This is a genomic window from Polaromonas sp. P4_F9 (assembly GCF_056401235.1).
On the sequence record NZ_JBFUJT010000021.1, the window covers coordinates 74,723 to 95,049 of the forward strand.

Below are 20,327 nucleotides of genomic sequence, written 5' to 3' on the forward strand. Positions count from 1 at the left end.
TCCGACTCCGCCAGTTGGCCCGCTGGCTGCCTCGTTTTTATGACGCCGCGCCAATGCAGGCAGGCCGTAAAACCCTTGCTCGCCATATAGGCCGCCAACACAAACAACATACCGCCGCCTATGCCCGGCAGCCAGCCAGGCAGTCGCCAACGCAGCCCAGCGGGAGCAACCGGTAAATCAGAATGCCACGGCCTGGCCGTCCTTGCGCGGGTCGGAGCCGGCGACGTAGCTGTCGCCGCGCTTGTACACCAGCTGCGCGCCGCCAAAGGCAAAAACACCATCACCGCGCTCTACAGTGACCTCATGCCCGCGCGCAGCAAGCTCGCGAACCACGTCAGCGTCAAAGTTCGGTTCAACGGCCACCTTGCGTCCGCCCGTCACTCGCCAGCGTGGCGCATCGGCCGCGGCTTGCGGATTCTGCCCGTAGTGGAGCACGCGCAAGGCCATTTGCACATGGCCTTGTGACTGCATCGGCCCCCCCATCACACCGAAGGCCATTTGCGGCGTGCCATCGGCATGCATGGCGAACGCCGGAATGATGGTGTGCGAAGGGCGCTTGGCAGGCCCTACCTGATTGGCATGTCCCTGCTGCAGGGAAAAGCCATGGCCCCGGTTCTGCAGGCTGACGCCGGTGCCTGGCACAACAACGCCCGAGCCAAATCCCATGTAGTTGGACTGGATGAAGGAGACCATCATGCCGGAGGCATCCGCCGTTGCCACGTAGACGGTGCCGCCCGGCTTGGGCGCACCATGGCCGGGGTCGGCAGCCCGGTGGCGGTCAATCAGCCTGGCTCGCTCGGCCAGGTAGGCTGGGGCCAGCAGCGCGCTGGGCGGGATCTGCATGGCGTCAATGTCGGCGTTGTATTGATGCAGGTCTGCCAGCGCGAGTTTCATTGCCTCAATCGACAGGTGCATCGTATCAACATGGTCGGGCGGCTGGTTGCCAATCCCCAATGCCTCCATCATGCCCAGCGCCATCAAGGCTGCAATGCCCTGCCCATTCGGCGGCAGTTCGTGCACCATGGAACCAGCGAAGGGCTGCGCCAGCGTGCCGCACCAGTCGGCGCTGTGGTTGGCCAGATCATCCTCCGTCAGCGCCGCGCCATGGGCCTTGGCATGGGCCGCGATGCGCTTGGCCACCGCGCCGCGGTAAAACGCCTCGCCATGGCTTTCGGCAATAGCCTCCAGCGTGCTCGCATGGGCCTCGCTGCGGAACAATTCACCCGCGCGCGGGGCGCGGCCATCGGGGAGAAAGCATTCGGCAAAGCCAGGCTGCTCGCCCAGCCGCACACCGCCCAGCGCCCATAAATGCGCGATGACTGGCGATACCGCAAAGCCGTTGCGTGCGTAATCAATGGCAGGCGCGGCCAAGTCGGTGAACGGCAGGCGACCGAAACGGCGCGACAGTGCGCTCCAGGCCGAAACGGCACCAGGCACCGTAACGGCCTCCCAGCCTTTGTCGGGCATTGCGCCGTGGCCAGCGAAACGGTCGGCTGACCAGGCCGCGGGCGAACGGCCGGAGGCGTTCAGGCCGTGCAACTCCTTGCCGTCCCAGACAATCGCGAAGCCATCGCTGCCGAGGCCGCAACCGGTCGGCTCGACAACCGTCAACGCCATCGCCGTGGCGATGGCGGCGTCAACGGCATTGCCTCCGGCAAGAAGCATGCGCAGGCCAGCCTGTGCAGCGAGTGGCTGCGAGGTACTGACAACGTTGCGCCCCAGCACGGCAGAACGGGCCGAGGCATAGGGATTCGCGAAGTCCATGGCGGATGGAATGGGCATGGGTGCGTATTTCATTCGAGGGTGATCTTGCGTTCGCGAATGATGCGCGCCCAGCGCTGGCTGTCGGCCGACACCATCTCGGCGAACTGTGCGGGCGTGCCCAGTGGGGCGGGTTCAACGCCGAGTTTGGCCAGGCTTTCCACCACCTCGGGCGCGTGGGCCGCTTTCGCGAAGGCCTCATGCACACGCCCCACCAGATCAGCTTTCATGCCGCGTGGTGCATACAACCCAAACCAGGTCACGGATGAAAAACCAGGAAGACCCGCCTCGGCCACGGTCGGCAGCTCGGGCGCCAGTGCGGAGCGCTTGTCTCCGGTAACGGCCAAAGCACGCAGGCGACCACTCTTGACATGCGGCATGCCAGACGGGATGGAGTCGATCAGCACCGGCACCGAGCCGGCAATGACATCAGGAATGGCCAATGCCGTGCCCTTGTAAGGCACGTGGGTGATAAAAATGCCAGCCTGGGCCTTGAAGGCTTCGGTCGTCAAATGCACGATGGTGCCATTACCGCTGCTGGCGTAATTGAGTTGGCCGGGATGCTTTTTGGCGTAAGCGATCAACTCGGGCACCGTTTTCACAGGCAGCGACAGTGTCACCAGCAGCACGCTAGCGGCGTCGGCCAGGTGCGCAATCGGCGTGAAATCCTTGATGGGATCGTAGGGCAGCCTGGGCATGAGGTGCGGCGAGATGGCATGCGTGCTGCTCGTCGTCAATAGCAGGGTATAGGCATCGGCCGTCGCCTTTGCGGCCTCGGCCGAGCCTATCGTGCCGCCCGCACCGGCCTTGTTGTCAACGATGACCTGCTGCCCGATGTCTCTTGACACGCGCTGAGCAATAACCCTGGCAACCAGGTCGGTTGCGCCGCCGGCGGGAAACGGCACCACCAGTCGCACCGGCCGCTCGGGCCAGGCTTGGGCTTGGGCTTGGGCTTGGGCTTGGGCTTGGGCTTGGGCTTGGGCTTGGGCTTGGGCGGCTGCGGCAATGAGCGAGGCGACTCCGAGCATGCGGAGGCAGCTAGACAGATAACGCATGTGAAATTTTCCTTGAGTTGTGGGCGAGCGATGCCAGGAAAGTCAGCTCCGACGGCATCTTAGGAAGACTTCAGCATTACCACAATAAGAGAATTTGCAATGTTTGATTGCCGAAACGGCAAACCCAGGCACGCAAACTGCGAGGACTTATCGCTCATCGGACGAAATCAAACGGCTAGCGGCGTGGCATCAAAGCCCGAAACCGCAACCCGTCTATGGCTGGTCGGACAGGCGTTGCTTGAGATAGTCGAGAAAGGACTGCACCGCTTGCGGCAAGCTGCGGCCGGCCAGCGTTTGCACCTCGATATAGCGCAAACCCATGCCGTGATCGCGGATCGGAATCACCACCAGTGTGCCGGCAGCAACCAGGTGCCGCACCGACACCTCCCCGCAGACGGTGATGCCGCCGCCATGCACGACAAAGTTGTGCTGCGTCGTCATGCTGTTGCTGGTCAGCACGGACTCCATCAGCAATTGCTGGCGGCTGCACTCCATATCGATCATCTGGCGCACCGTCGTGTCCGGCGCAGGCAGCACCATCGGATAGGCGCACATCTGCGCCAGCGTGACCGACCGGGACTGGGCCAGGGGATGATCGTGGCGCATCAGCGCCAGAACGGGCGCCGGCTGGCGGTACTCGACCTTGATCTCCTTGTCCGGGGCACGGCTGAATCTCAATCCGATGTCTGCATCGCCGTCGCGAACGCGCACCGAAACCTGGACCGGTGGCTCGACATTCAACTCGAAAACGATGCCCTCGTTCCCGGCTCTGAATGCGATGATCAGCGGCGGCAGGAATTCGTTGGCGAAAGCCTCTGATGCGGCGATTCGCACCTTGCCCGAGCGCAGGCCTTGCAAGGCAAGGATCTCATGGATCGCTCTTTCCGCATCCAGGCTCGCCCGGCGCGCGTGCGTTGCCAGTATCTCGCCGGCCGCGTTCAGCACCATGCCACGCGGATGCCGCTCAAAGAGCGCCGTACCCAGCGCCTGTTCCAGCCCGGCAATCTGGCGGCTGATCGCCGAAGTCGCCACGTGAAGCCGTTCCGAGGCCTCAGTCAGTGAGCCGCAGCGCGCCACTTCGAAGAAATAACGCAGCGCCGTTTCCTGCAGGCAGCGCGCCCGCATGTCGGCCGCGGAAAGACTCATGATGGTCCTTTGATGGTTTTTTGATTCGGCAACTATATGACGCGAATGCGAGCGCTGTAATTTTTGCGAAAACGCAAGGACGAGGAATCACCACCGCACCCTGGAAGAACGCCAGCACGTTCACTGCGCCGCTCGACTTGGGGCTGCCGGATGCCTTTGCGCCTATTTGAGCAGCCGCGTAAAACCGAGCGCCCTGGCGACCACGCGCCGGTGCTGGCCGAGCTTGAACTGTCCTGAACCAATGCGCCGTCATACAGGCCATCCAAAGGCTTCAGGCCCACCGCCTCACTAAGCACTAACCGCTGACTACTGGCGCTCTAACGAAAACGTTTGGTGAACTCGCGCACCACGCCGATGATTTCGGCGCTACCCAGAGGTTTGACGGGGTAACGGGTATTCAGGGGCTTGAGGTAATAATCAGCGCCGTCCTTGACCAGTTGCTTGAACGTGGTCTGGTTTTTGCTGTTCAGCACTATCACGTAGTCGCCGGGCTCGGCCGTCAATTCGGGCTCCACCACCAGGATGGAACCTTCGGGAAAAGAGTCGCTGGTGCTGCCTACCATGCTGTCACCATGCACACGCAGGGCAAAAGTGTGGCGTTTGACCGGCACGGTGACAGGTACCAGCTCAAAGCCGCCCCTGGGCTTGAAATTGTCGATGACCGTGTAGTTGCCAGCCTCCACTTCGGAGATCAGAGGTATTTCAGCCCGCACATCGAGGCCCAGGCTCATGCGGGAGTCGCCTGACACGAGTTCGGCTACTCTCGGCTGATTGGCGCGCTTGGGCGCTGTCCCGTCTGGTTTTTCCCATTGTTGTACGGCACCGCGGCTGACGCCCACCGCATCAGCGAATTGTTGCTCGCTCAGCCCTAACAGCCGGCGTTTTTCGCGGATTAATGTGTGGATGCTCATGGAATATGAGGGTATTCCCACGACAAGATAGAAAAATATTCATGGATAGTTAAACTTTCCCCGAAATGCAGTGCCCCTGTTTGCTTGTACGATAAAAGAATGCTAGTTAAACTAGCCCAAAAATAACTGACACGCACAAGCCCCATCGATGACCCCATGGTCTTTGGAGCTGTGCCAAGGGAAGCAGGCTTAATTGATGGAAACAATTAACCAGACGCGACACCTCCAGCCTCATTCGCAAAACTGCCGGCACGTCAGTACCACGGCCGCGCCCGCCTTCCACAGCACGACAGCAAGCATCATTCAGGGCGAATTGCCACTCGCATACACGGGTTACCAGTAACCCAGAAAGTGGCACCATGAACTCTGCTGAACCTGCCACTTCACCCGCGCATATCCTGATCGCAGAAGACAGCGGCGTGCAGGCCTACATGTTGCGCCGCATCCTCGAACAAGAGGGGCACAAGACCAGCGTCGCGAACAACGGCCGGCTCGCACTGGAATTGGCGACCCAGATACGACCCGCACTGGTTGTCAGCGACGTCAACATGCCCGAGATGAGCGGCTATGAGCTGTGCCGGCAGATCAAGGCCAACCCCGACCTTTGTCATATTCCGGTGATACTGGTGACCAACCTGTCGGACCCCGATGACGTGTTGCTCGGACTCAAAAGTGGCGCCGACAGCTTTGTCATCAAACCCTACGACAAAACCCATATGCTGGCACGCGTACAGCATGCGCTCAGCAACCAGCGCCTTCGCACCGAGGCAGAAAAGGGCCCGGGGGTGGACATCTTCTTCCATGGCCAGACGCACCAGATTACGGCCAGCCGTGCGCAAATCCTCAATCTGCTGATGTCGACTTACGACGCCACCGCACAGCGCAACAGGGAACTTCACGAAAGCCGTGAACAGCTGGCCGAACGCACTGCTGAGCTGCTGGCGGCGAACCGTTTTCTTGACTCGATCATCGAGAACATTCCGAACATGATCTTTATCAAGGATGCGGCCGAATTGAAGTTTGTAAGGCTCAATCGGGCAGGCGAGGACTTGCTCGGTTATTCGCGCGACCAGTTGCTCGGAAAAAGTGACCATGACTTCTTCCCCCAGGACGAAAGCGATCATTTTGTGGCCAAGGACCGCGAAGTCCTGACCAGCGGCGGAATCATGGAAGTCGCTGAAGAGCCCCTGCAGACGGCCAACCAGGGAGTCCGCCTGCTTCGCACCAAGAAGGTGGCGGTGCTGGACGAGCACGGCGTGGCGACTCACCTTCTGGGAATTTCCGAGGATGTCACCCAGCAAAAAGAAATGGAAACGGAGATCCTCGACCTCAATGCGGCTCTGAAGGCACGGGCTGAAGAACTGGAAGCCAGCCACAAAAGCCTGGAAAGCTTCACGTCCGCGGCGACCCATGACCTTCGCTCACCGCTGAGTGTCATTGGCGGCTATGCCGGCCTGCTGGAAAAGAATTACGCCAGTCGACTGGACGAAAAGGGTCGGCGCTATGTGTCGGTCATCCGGGACAACATCAAAAGCATGGCCAAACTGATCGACGACCTTCTGGCTTTTTCCAAGCTGGGCCGGAGCGAGATCACCAAAGCCAGCGTGAACATGCAGGGACTGGCCCAACAGGTCATCGACGAGATCCTGCAACGCCATCCGGAAGGCAATAAGCCACGCATCGTGCTGGATTCGCTGCCGCCGGCTCCGGCAGACGCTGCGCTGCTGCGCCAGGTCTGGGTGAATCTGCTGTCCAATGCCGTGAAATACAGCAGCCGTGTCCCCAGCCCCCTGATTGAAGTCAGTGGCCGCCTTGACGGTGCAGAAGCGGTGTATTCGGTGCGCGACAACGGCGCTGGCTTCAGCATGGACCAGTATGACAAGCTGTTCGAGATTTTTCAGCGGCTGCACAGTGATGACGAGTTTGAAGGGACCGGGGTGGGCTTGCCCATCGTCCACCGCGTGGTGACCCGACATGGCGGTCGCGTGTGGGCCGAGGGCAAGGTAGGTCAGGGCGCGGTGTTTCATTTTGCGCTGCCTGTTTAACGTCATTCGCCCTCACCTCCGCCCTCACGGCCTGAGCGGTCTTGCGGCTCATCGGTCACGGAAGGATTTTTCACTGCCCGAATCACGTCAAAGCTCAGTCCATGTCCAGCACCTTGCATGAACCCAGCCAGGGTGGCCACGGGGATGACACCGGCAGACCGGGTGCTGCCGTACAGCTGAGCACGCTGATCATCAGGCTGGCCGCCAGCGCAACCCTCCTCACCGGCCTGTCGGTTCTGGCGGGTTGGGTATGGGAAGTGTCCCTCCTCAAGAGCGTGCTGCCGGGTGCGGTGGACATGAAAGCCAATACGGCGCTGGGCCTGATCGCGGCGGGCGCGGCCCTGTGGTTGCTGGACCTCCAGCGAGCGGCATTTTTTCAGCAGGGGGCGCAGGCACTGGCGCTTCTTGTCGGCATGTTGGGCCTGGCCACCTTGGGGCAGTATCTGTTCGGCTGGCGCCTGGGCATTGACGAGTTGCTGTTCCTCGACCGCCAAGGCGCGTACAACGCGATTCGCGGCCGCATGTCGCCTTACAGCGCCGCGGCTTTCGCCTGCATCGGATTGGCCTTGCTGATCCTGCCGCGATCCGGCCTGCACATGCCGGCATTTTTGGCAACGGCGGTAACGTTGATCATTGGCACGCTTTCCGCGATCGGCTACGCCTGGAACGCCAGCGAACTCACAACGGATGTTGTGCTGCCGCCGGTAGCGGTGAATACGGCGGTGGCCCTCATTTTTCTCAGTGCCGGCACGCTGCTGGCAATCCGCAAGCGCATGGCGCAACAAACGGCTTCTTCCTTCACGATCACATCGATGGAGGGGAAAATCCTCACCGGCTTTGCTGGCGCATTTTTGTTGCTGGCGATCGGGGGAGGGCTTACCTACAAGGCCACCACGGTTTTTGCAAGCTCGGCACAGCAGGTAGCCCACACGCAGCAGGTGCGCGCCGCCCTGGGCCGTCTTTACGGTGATATCTCTGAAGCGGGCTTCGCACAGCGCAACTACCTGATTACCGGCCAGACCGAGCAACTCGATGAATACCGGCATCTGCTCTCAAACATAGCCGCCCAAACCGGATCAATCGGTTTGCTCATCAGTGACAACGCCCGCCAGGTAGAAAATCTGGCGCCCCTTCAGCCGCTGATCGACCACATACACGACTTGCTGGACCAGGGGATCGAGCTGTACCAGACCCAGGGGTTTGGTGCAGCCAAAACCCTGATTGACTCGGGGCGGAGCCTGAACGCGATGCGATCCATTCTCTCGGTGATCCAGAACATGGATGCCGAGGAAGAGGCTTTGCTGGTCAAACGCGAAGCGGCTTCGACACGCTTTCAGCGCTATATGCTGGCCTCCATGTGCTTGACCATGGTGGTCGCGGCCTGTATTTTTATTGCCTTGTACCGCGAAATTCGTCGCGAAAACCTGGCGCGGCAACTGGCCGACCGGGCAATCGTCAGCGCCAAGAATGCGGCAGAACTTGCCCACCAGGAGGCCGACGCAGCCAACCGCGCCAAGAGCGCCTTCCTGGCCACCATGAGCCATGAAATCAGGACACCGATGAACGGTGTGCTGGGCATGGTGGAGCTGCTCAGCCTCACCCCGCTCAACGGAACCCAATACACCACCCTCAAGGCCATACGGGAATCCGGCCGGTCATTGATGCGGATCATCGACGACATCCTGGATTTCTCGAAAATCGAAGCGCAAAAGCTGGACATTCATCCCGAAATCGTATCCCTGAAGGACCTGGTCGAAGATGTCCACCACGTTTACTCTGGCAATGCCAGCAGCAAACGCTTGCTGATCACCCATCGCGTCGATACGGCGCTCAGCCCTGCCCTGACGGTGGACCCGCTACGGCTGCGGCAGATACTCGGCAACTTTGTCAGCAACGCGATCAAATTCACATCTCATGGCCGGGTCGAGATCACGGCGGACCTGATTGAGCGTAAAGACGGTGAAGACCGGGTGAGGTTCAGCGTGAAAGACACCGGGATCGGCATTTCCGAAGAGCATCAACGGCTGCTGTTTCAGCCCTTCGCCCAAGCCGAATCGAGCACAACTCACCGTTTTGGGGGCACCGGCCTCGGCCTCGTTATTTGCCGGCGACTGGCAGCCCTGATGGGCGGCTCCATCACCATGGTGAGCGCGCCGGGCGCAGGGACCACCATGACCCTTGACCTGTCGCTGCCCATCGCGGACCCCGCGTTGCTTCCGAAAGACAACCCGGATGTCCCGGACTCGTTTTCCGCAAGTCTGGAGACGCGCAGGACGGCGCCTGACGTGGCACAGGCCGAGGCAGAGGGCACACTCATTCTGCTGGCCGATGACCATCCCACCAACCGCTCGCTGTTGATGCGCCAGGTGAACCTGCTCGGCTATGCAGCGGAGAGCGCCAGAGACGGTGTCGAAGCCCTGAGCCTGTGGAAGTCGGGCCGATTTTCGCTGCTCCTGACAGACTGCAACATGCCCGAAATGGACGGCTACGAACTGGTCAAGGCCATACGCGAGCGCGAAGCAGCCACAGACTCCCGCCACTACCCCCTCATTGCCTGCACAGCCAACGCGATGGGCGGCGAGGCGGAAATTTGCCTCGCCGCGGGTATGGACGACTACCTTGCCAAGCCGGTGGAGCTAAAAAAACTGCTGGCCAAACTGGAGCGCTGGCTGCCCATTCCCGCGGCCCCCGTCACACCGCCCGTCTATTTTCCTGCAGCACGGCGGGCGAGGACGCCCATTGACCATGTGGCGCTGGCCAGAGTGTCTGCGGGCGATGCGGCCGTCGAGCGCGACATTTTCATCGAGTTTCAACGGGCCAATGAGGGAGACGCCGCGCTCTTGAGACAGGCAGTGGACGACGGCGACTCCGCCCAGGTCAAACGGCTGGCCCATCTCATCAAAGGCGGTTGCGCCATGGTCGGCGCCCTCGCGCTGGCCAACGTCTGTGAACGTATCGAGCGGGCCAGCCGCGACGGCGACTGGAAGACCATCGTGGTCAGCATGATCGAATTCGAGCAGGAATTGACGGAGCTAAACCGCTACCTGGCCGAGGTTCAGGGACCAGCCACCTCTTGAGTGCCGGCCAGCGTACCGGTTGGTCCGTGCAGCACGGCGGCCCTCATCGGACGTGCCGTTCCCGCAGCCATCGACCAAGCAGCCCAGCCAACCCGATTGCGATGGAAACTGACGACGGAAACCAGAAACTGGAACGCACTGGAACCTGGGACCGCACCCCATGGAAACTCATGGAGTGCAGCCGTTCTTACTCCAGGTGCAGCTCCTGGATTTTGCGTGTGATGGTATTGCGGCCAATACCCAGCTTCTGGGCGGCTTCAATCCGGCGCCCGCGCGTATTGAGCAGGGCCGTCTGGATCAGCCTGGACTCAAAACGGCGTGTCAGCACATCCCACACATCGCTACGACCCGCCGCCAGCAGCGCCAGGGCTTCTGCTTCAAGCCCGCTTTCCCAATTCTGCTCGCCAGCAGGCACCGTGGAAAACTGCGCCGCCGGAACAGCAGGCTCGGAACCATGCGCGGTGGGAGGGACGGACGCCAGAGGCGCCTTATCGCCCGCCCCCGGCGCTGGTTCGTGCGGCACGCCCAGCACTTCAGGTGGCAGGTCCTTGGCTTCAATGACCTGAGCAGGCGCCATCACGGTGAGCCAGTGGCAGATGTTTTCCAGCTGGCGCACATTGCCGGGAAAACCGAAGTTGCTCAGCTGCTGCAGCGCCGCATCGGAGATACGCTTGGGTTCCACACCCAGCTGCTTGGCGCTTTGCTGCAGAAAATGGCGGGTCAGCATGAACACATCTTCGCGCCGTTCGCGCAGCGCGGGCAGACGCAGCCGAATCACGTTCAGGCGGTGGAAGAGATCTTCGCGAAACCCCCCCTCCTTGACGCGCTGTTCCAGGTCCTGATGCGTGGCGGCAATCACGCGCACATTGGCCTTGACGGCGTTGTGTCCGCCAACGCGGTAAAAGTGACCGTCGCTCAGCACCCTGAGCAGGCGGGTCTGCAAGTCAAAAGGCATGTCGCCGATTTCATCGAGGAACAGCGTACCGCCCTCGGCCTGCTCAAAGCGGCCGCGCCGCATGGTCTGCGCGCCGGTGAAGGCGCCGCGCTCATGACCGAAGAGTTCGCTCTCGAGCAGGTCTTTGGGAATGGCAGCCGTGTTGATGGCCACAAAGGGGCCGTTGGCGCGCGGTGAGTGCTTGTGCAGCGCGCGCGCCACCAATTCCTTGCCCGACCCTGATTCACCGGTAATCATCACCGTCACCATGCTCTGGCTCAAGCGGCCAATGGCACGGAACACATCCTGCATCGCTGGCGCCTGGCCGAGCATTTCCGGCGCGGCCGCCATGCGCTCTTCGGCCACCTCCTCGCGCTGGCTTTCTTCCACAGCACGGCGTATGAGTTCCACCGCCTTTGGAAGGTCAAAGGGTTTGGGCAGGTATTCGAACGCGCCGCCCTGAAAGGCGGAAACAGCGCTGTCGAGATCGGAGAACGCCGTCATGATGATGACGGGCAGGCCAGGCAATTTTTGCTTGACCTTCTCCAGCAGATCCAGCCCCGACCCGCCAGGCATGCGAATGTCGCTCACCAGGACTTGCGGGCCCTCTTCCTCTGTCGCGTTTTCCAGCGCCAGGAGAACTTCACGGGGGTTGGTGAAACTGCGTGTAGGAAGGTCCTCACGAAGCAGGGCCTTCTCCAGAACAAACCGGATGGACTGGTCATCATCAACGATCCAAATCGGTTTCATGTTGTGCAGTCCCTTTCGTGCCATTCGCGTTATCGCGTTTATTTATCAAACCATGGAGGAAGACACACCTCAAGGCAACGGTATCAGCAGCTTGAAATCTGTCCGGCCCGGCACACTGTCGCACTCAATCAAACCGTGGTGTTGCTGAACAAAGGTTTGCGCCAATGTCAGCCCCAGCCCCGAACCGCCCTCGCGCCCTGATACCAGCGGATAGAAGATACGGTCTTTGATGGAGTCCGGCACGCCCGGTCCATTGTCAATGACATGCAATTCCAGTGCCAAGCGATAGCGCTGCTTGCCGAAAGTTACCTGCCGGGCGATTCGGGTCCTGAAAGTGATCTGCGCATCGCCTGCCACCATGCGCTCGGCGAGCGCCTGAGCCGCGTTGTGGGCGATATTGAGTACCGCCTGGATCAGCTGCTCGCGGTCGCCGCGGAAGCCGGGGATCGAAATGTCATAGTCCCGCGTCACGCGCAGCCCCTTGGGAAACTCGGCAAGGATCAGCGAGCGCACACGTTCACACACTTCGTGAATATTCACATCGCCCACCAGATGCGGTCGCCGATGCGGCGCAAGCAGGCGATCGACCAATGTTTGCAGGCGATCCGCCTCATGGATGATGACCTGTGTGTACTCGGTCAGCTCCTTGTCGATTTCCATCTGCAGCAATTGCGCCGCGCCGCGAATGCCGCCGAGCGGATTCTTGATTTCATGGGCCAGGTTGCGGATCAGTTCCTTGTTGGCCTGCGCCTGGTCAATCAGGCGTTCCTCGCGGTCCTGCTTGGCCTGCTGCTCCAGCGGCAGCAACTCCACAATCGCTTCGCCCGGCGTATCGGTTTGCGCCACCACCACATGGACCGGCATCGGCTCGTGGTTCAGCCGCCTCAGCCATGCGTCATACCGCAGGGCTGCAAACTCATTGCTGCCGGCCCCCTCCAGCGCATTTTGCAGAATCAGCGGTTCGGTAAAACAGTCGGGAAGCTGCGAGCCTTCAATGGTGCGGCGTGAGGTGCCCAGCGCGTCTTCGAGCGCTGCGTTGGCGAACACCACCACACCATTGGTACGCACCACGGCCACGAGCGTGGCCAGCAGATCAAACGATTGAAAGCGCGGGGACGCTGGGATGGGGAGTGAAATAGGGGATAAATGTGGCTTGTTCAAGCCGTCCATTTTGGCCCATAAGTGGCGGGTGAACGCTTAATTTGCGGCCGGGAGACGCGAAATCTCGCGCTTGATGCCGGCAATATCGCTCTGGTTGCGGGCGATGCTTTCCTTGAGTTCAGCCACGCGGTCCAGGTAGCGCTGGTAGTTGCGTCCTTCGATGCCCTGCTTTTCCGGCTCGCCGTTGTTGTACTCTTTTTGCTGCTCGGCCAATCGGGCCTCAGCCTTTTTCAGCTCGGACTCCAGAATGGCGCGCGAGTCACTGTCGCGCGCACGCTGCTCCGGGCTGCCATCGGTTCGCGGACCGCCTGAAGTTGCCGCCGCAGCGACGCGCACAGGCGCCCTGGGCACCGGGTTGCCCTGCACCACGGTGACATTGCCCCCCGACAGCAGCTTGCAATTCCGGTTCTGGGCATCCTTGGTGTTGTTGATGTACTCGGGCACGCCACCATTGGCGGCAACACAACGGTAAACCTGCTGGGCCCATGCGGTACTTCCCGCACCGGCCAGCAGCATGGACAAGAGGGACAGCGATAAAGTGGTTTTCATTCGGAACTCCAGATGCCCGCGGAGGCAAAGGACGGTCTATCAGTATGCTGCAAAGCGGTAAAAACACAAAGTCAGCGCCCCCATTACCCACCAGCCATAAAAAAAGACGGCATTTGCCGTCCTTTTTTGGCCACAAACCGTAAGCAACAGTAAGTGGCCGGGAGCCTGCAGCCCTGATTGCAGGGAGTTGATTACAGGGAGTAATACATCTCGAACTCGATGGGGTGCGTGGCCATGCGCAGACGCGTCACTTCACCCATCTTCAACTCAATGTAGGCGTCCAGCATGCTGTCGGTGAACACGCCGCCTTTGGTCAGGAAGCCGCGATCCGCGTTGAGGCAGTCCAGCGCCTGGTCCAGGCTGTGGCAGACGGTTGGCACTTTTGCATCTTCCTCGGGCGGCAGATGGTAGAGGTCCTTGGTAGCGGCTTCGCCCGGATGGATCTTGTTCTCGACGCCGTCGAGGCCGGCCATCATCAGTGCGGAGAAGCAAAGGTAAGGGTTGGCCAGCGGATCGGGAAAGCGCGCTTCAATGCGACGGCCCTTGGGGTTCGCCACATACGGAATGCGGATCGAAGCCGAGCGGTTTTTGGCCGAATAGGCCAGCTTGACCGGTGCTTCGTAGCCGGGAACCAGGCGCTTGTAGCTGTTGGTGCCGGGGTTGGTGATCGCATTCAGGGCACGGGCGTGCTTGATGATGCCGCCGATGTAGTACAGGGCGAAATCGGACAGGCCCGCATAGCCGTCGCCGGCAAACAGGTTTTTGCCGTCTTTCCAGATGGACTGGTGAACGTGCATGCCGGAGCCGTTGTCGCCCACGATGGGCTTGGGCATGAAGGTCGCGGTTTTGCCGTAGGCATTGGCCACGTTCTGCACCACGTATTTCAGAATCTGGGTCCAGTCGGCGCGCTGCACCAGCGTGCTGAAACGGGTGCCGATCTCGTTCTGGCCGGCGCCAGCCACTTCGTGGTGGAACACTTCGACCGGAATGCCCAGCGATTCGAGGATCAGGGACATCTCGGCGCGCATGTCCTGCGTGCTGTCGACCGGTGGCACGGGAAAGTAGCCGCCCTTGACGGTGGGACGGTGGCCACGGTTGCCGCCTTCGAGCTTGGCGCCAGAGTTCCAGGGGGCTTCGTACTCTTCGATTTTGAAGAAGGTACCCGACATGTCGGTGTTCCAGCGCACGTCGTCAAAGATGAAGAACTCTGGCTCGGGTCCGAAGTAGGCCGTGTCGCCCAGGCCGGAAGCCTTGAGGTAGGCTTCGGCGCGCTTGGCGATGGAGCGCGGGTCGCGGTCATACGACTTGCCGTCGCTGGGCTCCAGCACGTCGCAGCTCATGAACAGCGTCGTTTCTTCGAAGAACGGGTCAATGTTCGCGGTGTTGGGATCAGGCATCAACTGCATGTCGGAGGCTTCAATGCCCTTCCAGCCGGCAATCGATGAACCGTCAAACGCGTGGCCCGAGGTGAACTTGTCTTCGTCAAAGTGGGAGACAGGCACCGTCACGTGCTGCTCTTTGCCCCGAGTGTCGGTAAAACGGAAGTCAACAAACTTGACTTCGTTTTCCTTGACCATTTTCATGACGTCTGCGACGGTCTTTGCCATCAAAATCTCCTGTTGCTTGGATGGTTGTTAAAAAATTGTCTTCGGATGGTGAATGCACTTTTTGTGCCACAGCGGATGGCTGATCGGTTTTCGCCAAACCCCTGATTGTGCCGTTATCTGGCGCGGATTCTGTCGTTGCGAAGTCAGAATCTCAAAAAGAGGCATGCCGCCTCCGCACCAAGATGGTTCATCACATCAGCGCACTATATCGGTGCAAACCCTCAACGCACCAACTCAGGGCCTAATTTGACCTGGAATTTCTGCAAGCCCGCCAGCAAGGCGGGATAAGCCAGGCTCACCGCCTGCGGCGCGCCCTTGACGCCCAGTTCGATGTGGCGGCCGTAATCGGGGTGATCCACGCTGGGCAGGCTGAACACTTTCACCCCCACGTGCGCTGCCTCAATAGCGAGCATCAGGGGGGTCAGCGTGGCTTCCATGGAACCAAACACAATCACCGACTTTTCGATGTAGGCGGATTTCTGATGCAGATGGGGATAGCGCTGATCGAGCACCCACTCCATCATGGGCCAGGCCATGACCGGGAAGCCCGGAACAAAGTGCACCGCGCCCTCACCGGCCTGGCAGCTAAAACCGGGGATCTTGTTGTAGGGATTGGGAATGATCTGGGCGCCCACCGGGAACACGCCCATATTCAGGCGGTGGATGTTGTCCTCACGGTCGGGCTCATAGGGCAGCCCCTGCTCTTTCGCCACGTCCTGCATACGCTCCATGATCAGTCTTTTGGCTTCGGGGTGGAGGGCCAGTTCCACACCCAGGGCCTTGGCCGCACATTGCCGGGTGTGGTCGTCCGGTGTGGCACCGATGCCGCCGCAGGAAAACACCACATCGCCAGACGTACGCGCCGCCGCAAAGGCGCGCGCCAGGGTGGCGGTGATGCGGACCGGGTCGTCGCCCACGTAGTCGGCGTAGCCAAGTTGCATGCCGCGGGCACCCAGCAGCTCGATGGTTTTGGGCAGGTGCTTGTCGGCGCGCTTGCCCGAGAGAATTTCATCGCCAACGATGACGAGTCCAAAATTTGTAGTCATACAGGGCAGTCGTGAGGTTGCGGCAGGACAGCCATCAAGGCCGGACAGGGGGATTGCCGCCCAGCGAGCCGAAGCTGGGCGCCGGCCCCTCGGAAGCAGTCGGCGCCAATTCGTTCGCGATAGATTTAATAGCCTCCTGCGCAAGCGGATCGGGTGCCAGCGCGTTGTTTTTCTTGCGCAGTTGCTCCAGGGCGGCGAGCGTGTAGTGGGCAAACCAAAGCGACGAAAAAGCAAAAACCAGGGTGTATAGCCAGATGGCCACCGGCACGAGGATAGGCGCCATCGCCACGAACATGGCGCCCGAGGCCCAGATCAGGCTGGGCGCGGCACCGAGGTAGCCGCTGAGCACGCCGATGCCCAGCAGTACGGCACGGTTTTCCCGGAAAATCTGGCGCCGCTCCTCACTGCTCGCGTGGTCCACCAGCGCGTCATACGACATGACGCGGTAGGTGAGCCAGCCCCAGATCAGCGGCGGCAGGATCAGGATCAGCGGGGGAATCAGCCACAAGGGAATCGACAATACCAGTGCAATCACAGCGAGCAGGGTGGAGCCCAGCGACCAGAACAGGCTGGCCAGCAGGGAGCCGCCCCGCTTGCGCTCCAGTTGCGGAAACCGTCGTTCGGCCACCAGGGCCACCATGGCGGGCGTCATGAACATCGCCACAAACAGCAGCGAGGCAATCACAATGACGGGAATGGCCAGGAACAGCAGCAGTACCGGCGCCAGCACCACACGAAGGTCGCTCAGCCCCAGCCCTTCCAGCCAGCGGACCATCATGTCCACCAGCTCATAGCTTTCAAGGTTGCTGCGCACCGCGGCCAGCGCACCTTCCCAGAAAAAGTAGCCCAGGCCGAGTGAGATGGCGGCCATGATCACCAGGGGAAGGACCGACAGGGCGATGACCCGGGGATGCAGGCAGTACATGGCGGCCCGCCAGAAGGAGTCTAAAAGCTTGCTCATGGAGCTAGGATAACGCCAATGCATGGCAGCCTTCTGGAAGGAATGTTCCGCCGGGCCACCCACTGCGAAACGGCCACCTCGTGGATCGGCGCATCACACGATGTGAAAAGCGCAGGGACATCTCATGCGCGGCCGGCCAGCCGCTTCAAGCCCATCCACTGCTGCGACCAGAAGCCGCGCCCATAGTCACGGTTATTTTCGACCTGGTCACGCACGCCCGTAGGGATCCTTGAAGCCCTCAGGCTGCGGCAATGAATTCGCCGGATATCAAGGCAACCGGCTGGCAATGCACCCTATGGTCGGCTCTCCGCACCTGGTTCCCGTCGTGTTCTTGTCCAGGCCGAAAAAACCATTGAAGCGATCACCGGTTTTCCGGTGCCCAGCAATGCCTCCCGATAAAGCCCAGGGGGCACTGCCTGTAAAGCCAGCGCCCTGCCCATGGCCATGGGATCACTGCGGGTCATTGCGTTCTTTTGGCGGAAGGCCTGACCGCAAAACCAATAGCGCAAAATAGTGCAATAGCGGAGATCAGTCCCTGCTACGCCCGCAGACCGACCAGAGCCGACCAGAGGAGGCCCAGACGTTCCAGATGGTCTGGCACGTTATCGAGCGTCCGGCTAACATACACAATGAAACGAATGAAACGGCATTTAATGGCTGCCACACAACAAATGTGTGTGGCACAAGCCCTAAAAGTGCGCAGGAACGCCGTTGCCTGGTAGTCAATCTTAGCCACACCCGCAGGCTTGGGCTACCCCAAAGAGACACCTTTGGCAAGGTTAGCGGCCGGCTATTTTGCTAGATGTGACGGGAAGTACTCGTTTTTCGTTACCTAAATCACGAAATTCACAGAATCGGACAACTTTAGTAACATTTTTAAAATTGTGTGATTATTTTCCTACCCAATTACTCCTGTTGAGCGTAACTTGTAAGCATTGGTGACAAACCGGGAGCCGTAAATGACAAAAAATCCAGAACTACTGATGGCGGGGCTGCCCTTGATGGGCGTGCTCACCCTTTGGTACTGGCTGCGATTGCGCTGGATTGCGAAGGAAAAACGTCGCATCCCCAGGCATTGGCCCTTGCATGCGCGGCCGTTGGTGAACAGCGAGGAATTGCAACTCTGGCGCTGGCTGGCCGAGACTTTTGATGACCATCACATCATGATCAAGGTGCCGGTCACCCGCTTCGTCCGGCCTAACGCCAGTGAAAATGGGCTGTACTGGTACAGCCTGCTCAAAAACACCAGCTGTACATTTTCCGTGTGTTCCCTGGATGGCCAGATTGTTGGGTGTGTCGATGTGCCCAAGTCTTCCGGACTGTCCCAGAAGGCGAAAAATGTGAAGCACAATTTACTGGCGCAATGCGGTATTGCCTATGTCGTGATCAACGCATCAAAGCTGCCAAACCCGGATGATCTCCGCAATGACTTCCTCGGGGAAGCGGCCGCGAAGAGCCGGGATCTGAAGCGCGAGCAAGCCGCGGTGGCGGCCGCCCGCGCCAACCTGCAAAAGACGCTGGTTCAGCAACGCGATATGCGCCAGCGCCACGCTCCCCATGACTATCGGGACAGCACCAGCAGCAGCATGCCCACAGACTGGCACGATTCATTTCTCATCCAGTCCAACAGTATGCCGAGTGAGTTAAGGCACACTGACGGGCGCCAGGTAGCCTGAAGCTGAAGGGCAACCGCGCAAGCAGGCGTCAGGCCGAAATGCTGGCCAGATCCTGCACGGTGAGCCAGCGCCACTGCCCGGGCTTGAGATCTTCAGGCAGCATCAGCCCCCCGAGTTGCGAGCGGTGCAGGCCTTCCACCCGGTTGCCCACGGCCGCAATCATGCGTTTGACCTGGTGGTATTTGCCCTCGGTCAGCGTCAGGCTTAACTGCAGTTCGCCGGTTTTTTCGCAGGCAGCGGYCCGGACCGGCTTGGGGTCGTCATCAAGCACCACGCCTGCCAGCAGTTTCTGAACCTGTTTGTCGTCCACCGCATGCTTCGCCGTCACTTCATAGACCTTGGGTACATGGTGTCTGGGGGAGCTCATGCGGTGAATGAACTTGCCATCGTCCGACAACAGCAGCAAGCCAGTCGTGTCCTGGTCCAGCCTTCCCACCGCCTGCACACCCGCCGCAGCGCCACCGCCACGCAGGCGAATCGGTGACGGCAGCAAGGTGTAAATACTGGGGTAAGTACTGGGCTTCTGGGAACACTCATAACCGGCCGGTTTGTGCAGCATCAGGTAGGCTTTTTCGTGGTACTCCCACGCCACCCCCTGCACCGTGAAGCGAAGGTTTTCCGCAACAAACTCCATGGCCGGTTCCGTACAGGGGATACCGGCTACGGCCACAAAACCCTGTTGAATCAGACCCGCACAAACGCGCCGCGTGCCAAAGCCCTGGGAGAAAAGAATGTCCTGTAATTGCATGGTCGCCATGATGCTATTGTCGCCGGGCGAAAACCCCGAGCCAGCGAACACGGCACTAACTTAACAGCTTGATCAGCAGGGTCGGATGAAGTGTCCAGCCGGTCAGCCCGGCAAGGCCCATCAAAACGCCAAAGCCCGCCGGTACCAGGCTCAAGCCGTAAAGCCACCACAGCTGCGTGAGTGAAGTGATGGCCAGCAGGGAGATCGCAATCGCGATCAACGCATCAGACAGATCAAACTGGTCGTCGTGAAAATTCAATGCATCGTAATTGGCCTGGTCCGCCAAGGCCTGCAGCCTGAGTTCCTCTTTCTTTGTCGCCTGCTCCTTCGCCAGTTTCTCGTACTGGGCGATGGTTTCCTGATAGGCCGCTTGTCTTTCCACGGGTTTATCGGCTGCCTGCAGACGCAACTGCATCAGCGTCGCCTTGGCTACCTCCTCGCGCAGGTTTCTCGCCTGGTAAAAGGCCCAATGATCGATCTTGTCGGCCTGCGCCTGCTGCATGGCCTGCACGATATTGTCATCCTTGACCTTGCAGATGCCCATGAAGGTGGCCAGCAGGGCGACGGCGATCGCCACGGCCGGGTTCAGGCGTGACGACTTCGCGCCCGTTGTGGTCTCAGCAGCCGCTGTGACGATGTCCTTGGGATCTATTTCCATACGATTTGATACCGGGATTGATGAGAAAAGGCGACACCTAGCAAAACATCAGCGCCAGCCATGCCGGGTCGTCAACGAAGTTCAGCAGCAGATAGGCGCTGAGTCGGTAAGCCCAGAATTTTCCGCTTATTTTTATGTCTGCCCAAGTCACAGCAAGCGCCCCAGCCTACGTACGAATGACGCGCGAATTCAACGTCAATTAACGGCCGAAGAAGATGGTTTGAATAAACCCCCGCCAGTGG

General features: G+C 60.4%; 16 protein-coding genes and 1 pseudogene. 4 read left to right on the forward strand and 13 right to left on the reverse strand.

Going from position 1 to position 20,327, the window contains the following annotated elements; all coding sequences use genetic code 11:
* Positions 1 to 177: 177 nt before the first annotated feature.
* The 4 genes from AC1DUB_RS18475 to AC1DUB_RS18490 form a co-directional block, all read right to left on the reverse strand.
* Positions 178 to 1,782 carry a gamma-glutamyltransferase family protein gene (locus AC1DUB_RS18475; RefSeq protein ID WP_477730748.1) on the reverse strand — a complete coding sequence of 535 codons (1,605 nt, stop codon included), beginning with the start codon at positions 1,780 to 1,782 and terminating at the stop codon, positions 178 to 180.
* Between the two features lie 11 nt (positions 1,783 to 1,793).
* Entirely contained in the window at positions 1,794 to 2,816 is a 1,023-nt protein-coding gene (locus AC1DUB_RS18480) for a Bug family tripartite tricarboxylate transporter substrate binding protein (protein WP_477730749.1), read from the reverse strand.
* A gap of 213 nt (positions 2,817 to 3,029) precedes the next feature.
* On the reverse strand, positions 3,030 to 3,962 hold the full coding sequence (locus AC1DUB_RS18485; protein WP_477730750.1) for a LysR family transcriptional regulator: 933 nt from the start codon (positions 3,960 to 3,962) through the stop codon (positions 3,030 to 3,032).
* Between the two features lie 317 nt (positions 3,963 to 4,279).
* Entirely contained in the window at positions 4,280 to 4,873 is a 594-nt protein-coding gene (locus AC1DUB_RS18490) for a LexA family protein (protein WP_477730751.1), read from the reverse strand.
* A gap of 359 nt (positions 4,874 to 5,232) precedes the next feature.
* On the opposite strand from AC1DUB_RS18490, the gene AC1DUB_RS18495 reads away from it, so the two are divergent.
* Together AC1DUB_RS18495 and AC1DUB_RS18500 are read left to right on the forward strand one after the other, a co-directional pair.
* A complete protein-coding gene (locus tag AC1DUB_RS18495; protein WP_477730752.1) occupies positions 5,233 to 6,918 on the forward strand; it encodes a response regulator in 1,686 nt (561 codons plus the stop codon).
* A gap of 101 nt (positions 6,919 to 7,019) precedes the next feature.
* Positions 7,020 to 9,995, forward strand: coding sequence for an ATP-binding protein (locus AC1DUB_RS18500; RefSeq protein WP_477730753.1), 2,976 nt, complete (start codon positions 7,020 to 7,022; stop codon positions 9,993 to 9,995).
* 187 nt (positions 9,996 to 10,182) lie between these two features.
* Here AC1DUB_RS18500 and ntrC read toward each other — a convergent pair whose 3' ends face one another.
* The 7 genes and pseudogenes from ntrC to AC1DUB_RS18535 form a co-directional block, all read right to left on the reverse strand.
* Entirely contained in the window at positions 10,183 to 11,679 is a 1,497-nt protein-coding gene (gene ntrC / locus AC1DUB_RS18505) for a nitrogen regulation protein NR(I) (RefSeq protein WP_477730754.1), read from the reverse strand.
* A 69-nt stretch (positions 11,680 to 11,748) separates the two neighbouring features.
* Positions 11,749 to 12,849, reverse strand: a complete 1,101-nt coding sequence (gene glnL / locus AC1DUB_RS18510) for a nitrogen regulation protein NR(II) (protein ID WP_477730755.1) — start codon at positions 12,847 to 12,849, stop codon at positions 11,749 to 11,751.
* A 27-nt stretch (positions 12,850 to 12,876) separates the two neighbouring features.
* Positions 12,877 to 13,389: a hypothetical protein gene (locus tag AC1DUB_RS18515; RefSeq protein WP_477730756.1), complete on the reverse strand. Its 513-nt coding sequence runs from the start codon at positions 13,387 to 13,389 to the stop codon at positions 12,877 to 12,879.
* Between the two features lie 191 nt (positions 13,390 to 13,580).
* The gene (gene glnA, locus AC1DUB_RS18520; protein ID WP_477730757.1) at positions 13,581 to 14,996 is read right to left on the reverse strand and encodes a type I glutamate--ammonia ligase; all 1,416 of its coding nucleotides are present in this window, start codon (positions 14,994 to 14,996) and stop codon (positions 13,581 to 13,583) included.
* A gap of 221 nt (positions 14,997 to 15,217) precedes the next feature.
* Entirely contained in the window at positions 15,218 to 16,042 is an 825-nt protein-coding gene (locus AC1DUB_RS18525) for a competence/damage-inducible protein A (RefSeq protein ID WP_477730758.1), read from the reverse strand.
* 34 nt (positions 16,043 to 16,076) lie between these two features.
* The gene (locus AC1DUB_RS18530) at positions 16,077 to 17,003 is read right to left on the reverse strand and encodes an EI24 domain-containing protein (RefSeq protein WP_477730759.1); all 927 of its coding nucleotides are present in this window, start codon (positions 17,001 to 17,003) and stop codon (positions 16,077 to 16,079) included.
* Between the two features lie 122 nt (positions 17,004 to 17,125).
* Positions 17,126 to 17,227 (reverse strand): annotated as a pseudogene (locus AC1DUB_RS18535) (sterol desaturase family protein); the annotation flags it as partial.
* Positions 17,228 to 17,962: 735 nt separating this feature from the next.
* On the opposite strand from AC1DUB_RS18535, the gene AC1DUB_RS18540 reads away from it, so the two are divergent.
* A complete protein-coding gene (locus AC1DUB_RS18540) occupies positions 17,963 to 18,679 on the forward strand; it encodes a DUF2726 domain-containing protein (protein ID WP_477730760.1) in 717 nt (238 codons plus the stop codon).
* Between the two features lie 28 nt (positions 18,680 to 18,707).
* Here AC1DUB_RS18540 and AC1DUB_RS18545 read toward each other — a convergent pair whose 3' ends face one another.
* Positions 18,708 to 19,427: a pseudouridine synthase gene (locus AC1DUB_RS18545; protein WP_477730765.1), complete on the reverse strand. Its 720-nt coding sequence runs from the start codon at positions 19,425 to 19,427 to the stop codon at positions 18,708 to 18,710.
* A gap of 55 nt (positions 19,428 to 19,482) precedes the next feature.
* Entirely contained in the window at positions 19,483 to 20,085 is a 603-nt protein-coding gene (locus tag AC1DUB_RS18550) for a DUF4337 domain-containing protein (RefSeq protein WP_477730761.1), read from the reverse strand.
* On the opposite strand from AC1DUB_RS18550, the gene AC1DUB_RS18555 reads away from it, so the two are divergent.
* The coding region (locus AC1DUB_RS18555; protein WP_477730762.1) for a hypothetical protein at positions 20,069 to 20,327 on the forward strand (259 nt) is incomplete at its 3' end. The genes AC1DUB_RS18550 and AC1DUB_RS18555 overlap by 17 nt on opposite strands.

What these genes read in the sequence shown, in the direction of transcription:
- AC1DUB_RS18500 (WP_477730753.1), top strand. Translation starts at nt 7,020, where the DNA reads ATGTCCAGCACCTTGCATGAACCCAGCCAGGGTGGCCACGGGGATGAC.
- AC1DUB_RS18550 (WP_477730761.1), bottom strand. Translation starts at nt 20,085, where the DNA reads ATGGAAATAGATCCCAAGGACATCGTCACAGCGGCTGCTGAGACCACA.
- AC1DUB_RS18495 (WP_477730752.1), top strand. Translation starts at nt 5,233, where the DNA reads ATGAACTCTGCTGAACCTGCCACTTCACCCGCGCATATCCTGATCGCA.
- AC1DUB_RS18490 (WP_477730751.1), bottom strand. Translation starts at nt 4,873, where the DNA reads ATGAGCATCCACACATTAATCCGCGAAAAACGCCGGCTGTTAGGGCTG.
- AC1DUB_RS18540 (WP_477730760.1), top strand. Translation starts at nt 17,963, where the DNA reads ATGACAAAAAATCCAGAACTACTGATGGCGGGGCTGCCCTTGATGGGC.
- glnA (WP_477730757.1), bottom strand. Translation starts at nt 14,996, where the DNA reads ATGGCAAAGACCGTCGCAGACGTCATGAAAATGGTCAAGGAAAACGAA.
- AC1DUB_RS18480 (WP_477730749.1), bottom strand. Translation starts at nt 2,816, where the DNA reads ATGCGTTATCTGTCTAGCTGCCTCCGCATGCTCGGAGTCGCCTCGCTC.
- AC1DUB_RS18530 (WP_477730759.1), bottom strand. Translation starts at nt 17,003, where the DNA reads ATGAGCAAGCTTTTAGACTCCTTCTGGCGGGCCGCCATGTACTGCCTG.
- glnL (WP_477730755.1), bottom strand. Translation starts at nt 12,849, where the DNA reads ATGGACGGCTTGAACAAGCCACATTTATCCCCTATTTCACTCCCCATC.
- ntrC (WP_477730754.1), bottom strand. Translation starts at nt 11,679, where the DNA reads ATGAAACCGATTTGGATCGTTGATGATGACCAGTCCATCCGGTTTGTT.
- AC1DUB_RS18485 (WP_477730750.1), bottom strand. Translation starts at nt 3,962, where the DNA reads ATGAGTCTTTCCGCGGCCGACATGCGGGCGCGCTGCCTGCAGGAAACG.
- AC1DUB_RS18525 (WP_477730758.1), bottom strand. Translation starts at nt 16,042, where the DNA reads ATGACTACAAATTTTGGACTCGTCATCGTTGGCGATGAAATTCTCTCG.
- AC1DUB_RS18475 (WP_477730748.1), bottom strand. Translation starts at nt 1,782, where the DNA reads ATGCCCATTCCATCCGCCATGGACTTCGCGAATCCCTATGCCTCGGCC.
- AC1DUB_RS18515 (WP_477730756.1), bottom strand. Translation starts at nt 13,389, where the DNA reads ATGAAAACCACTTTATCGCTGTCCCTCTTGTCCATGCTGCTGGCCGGT.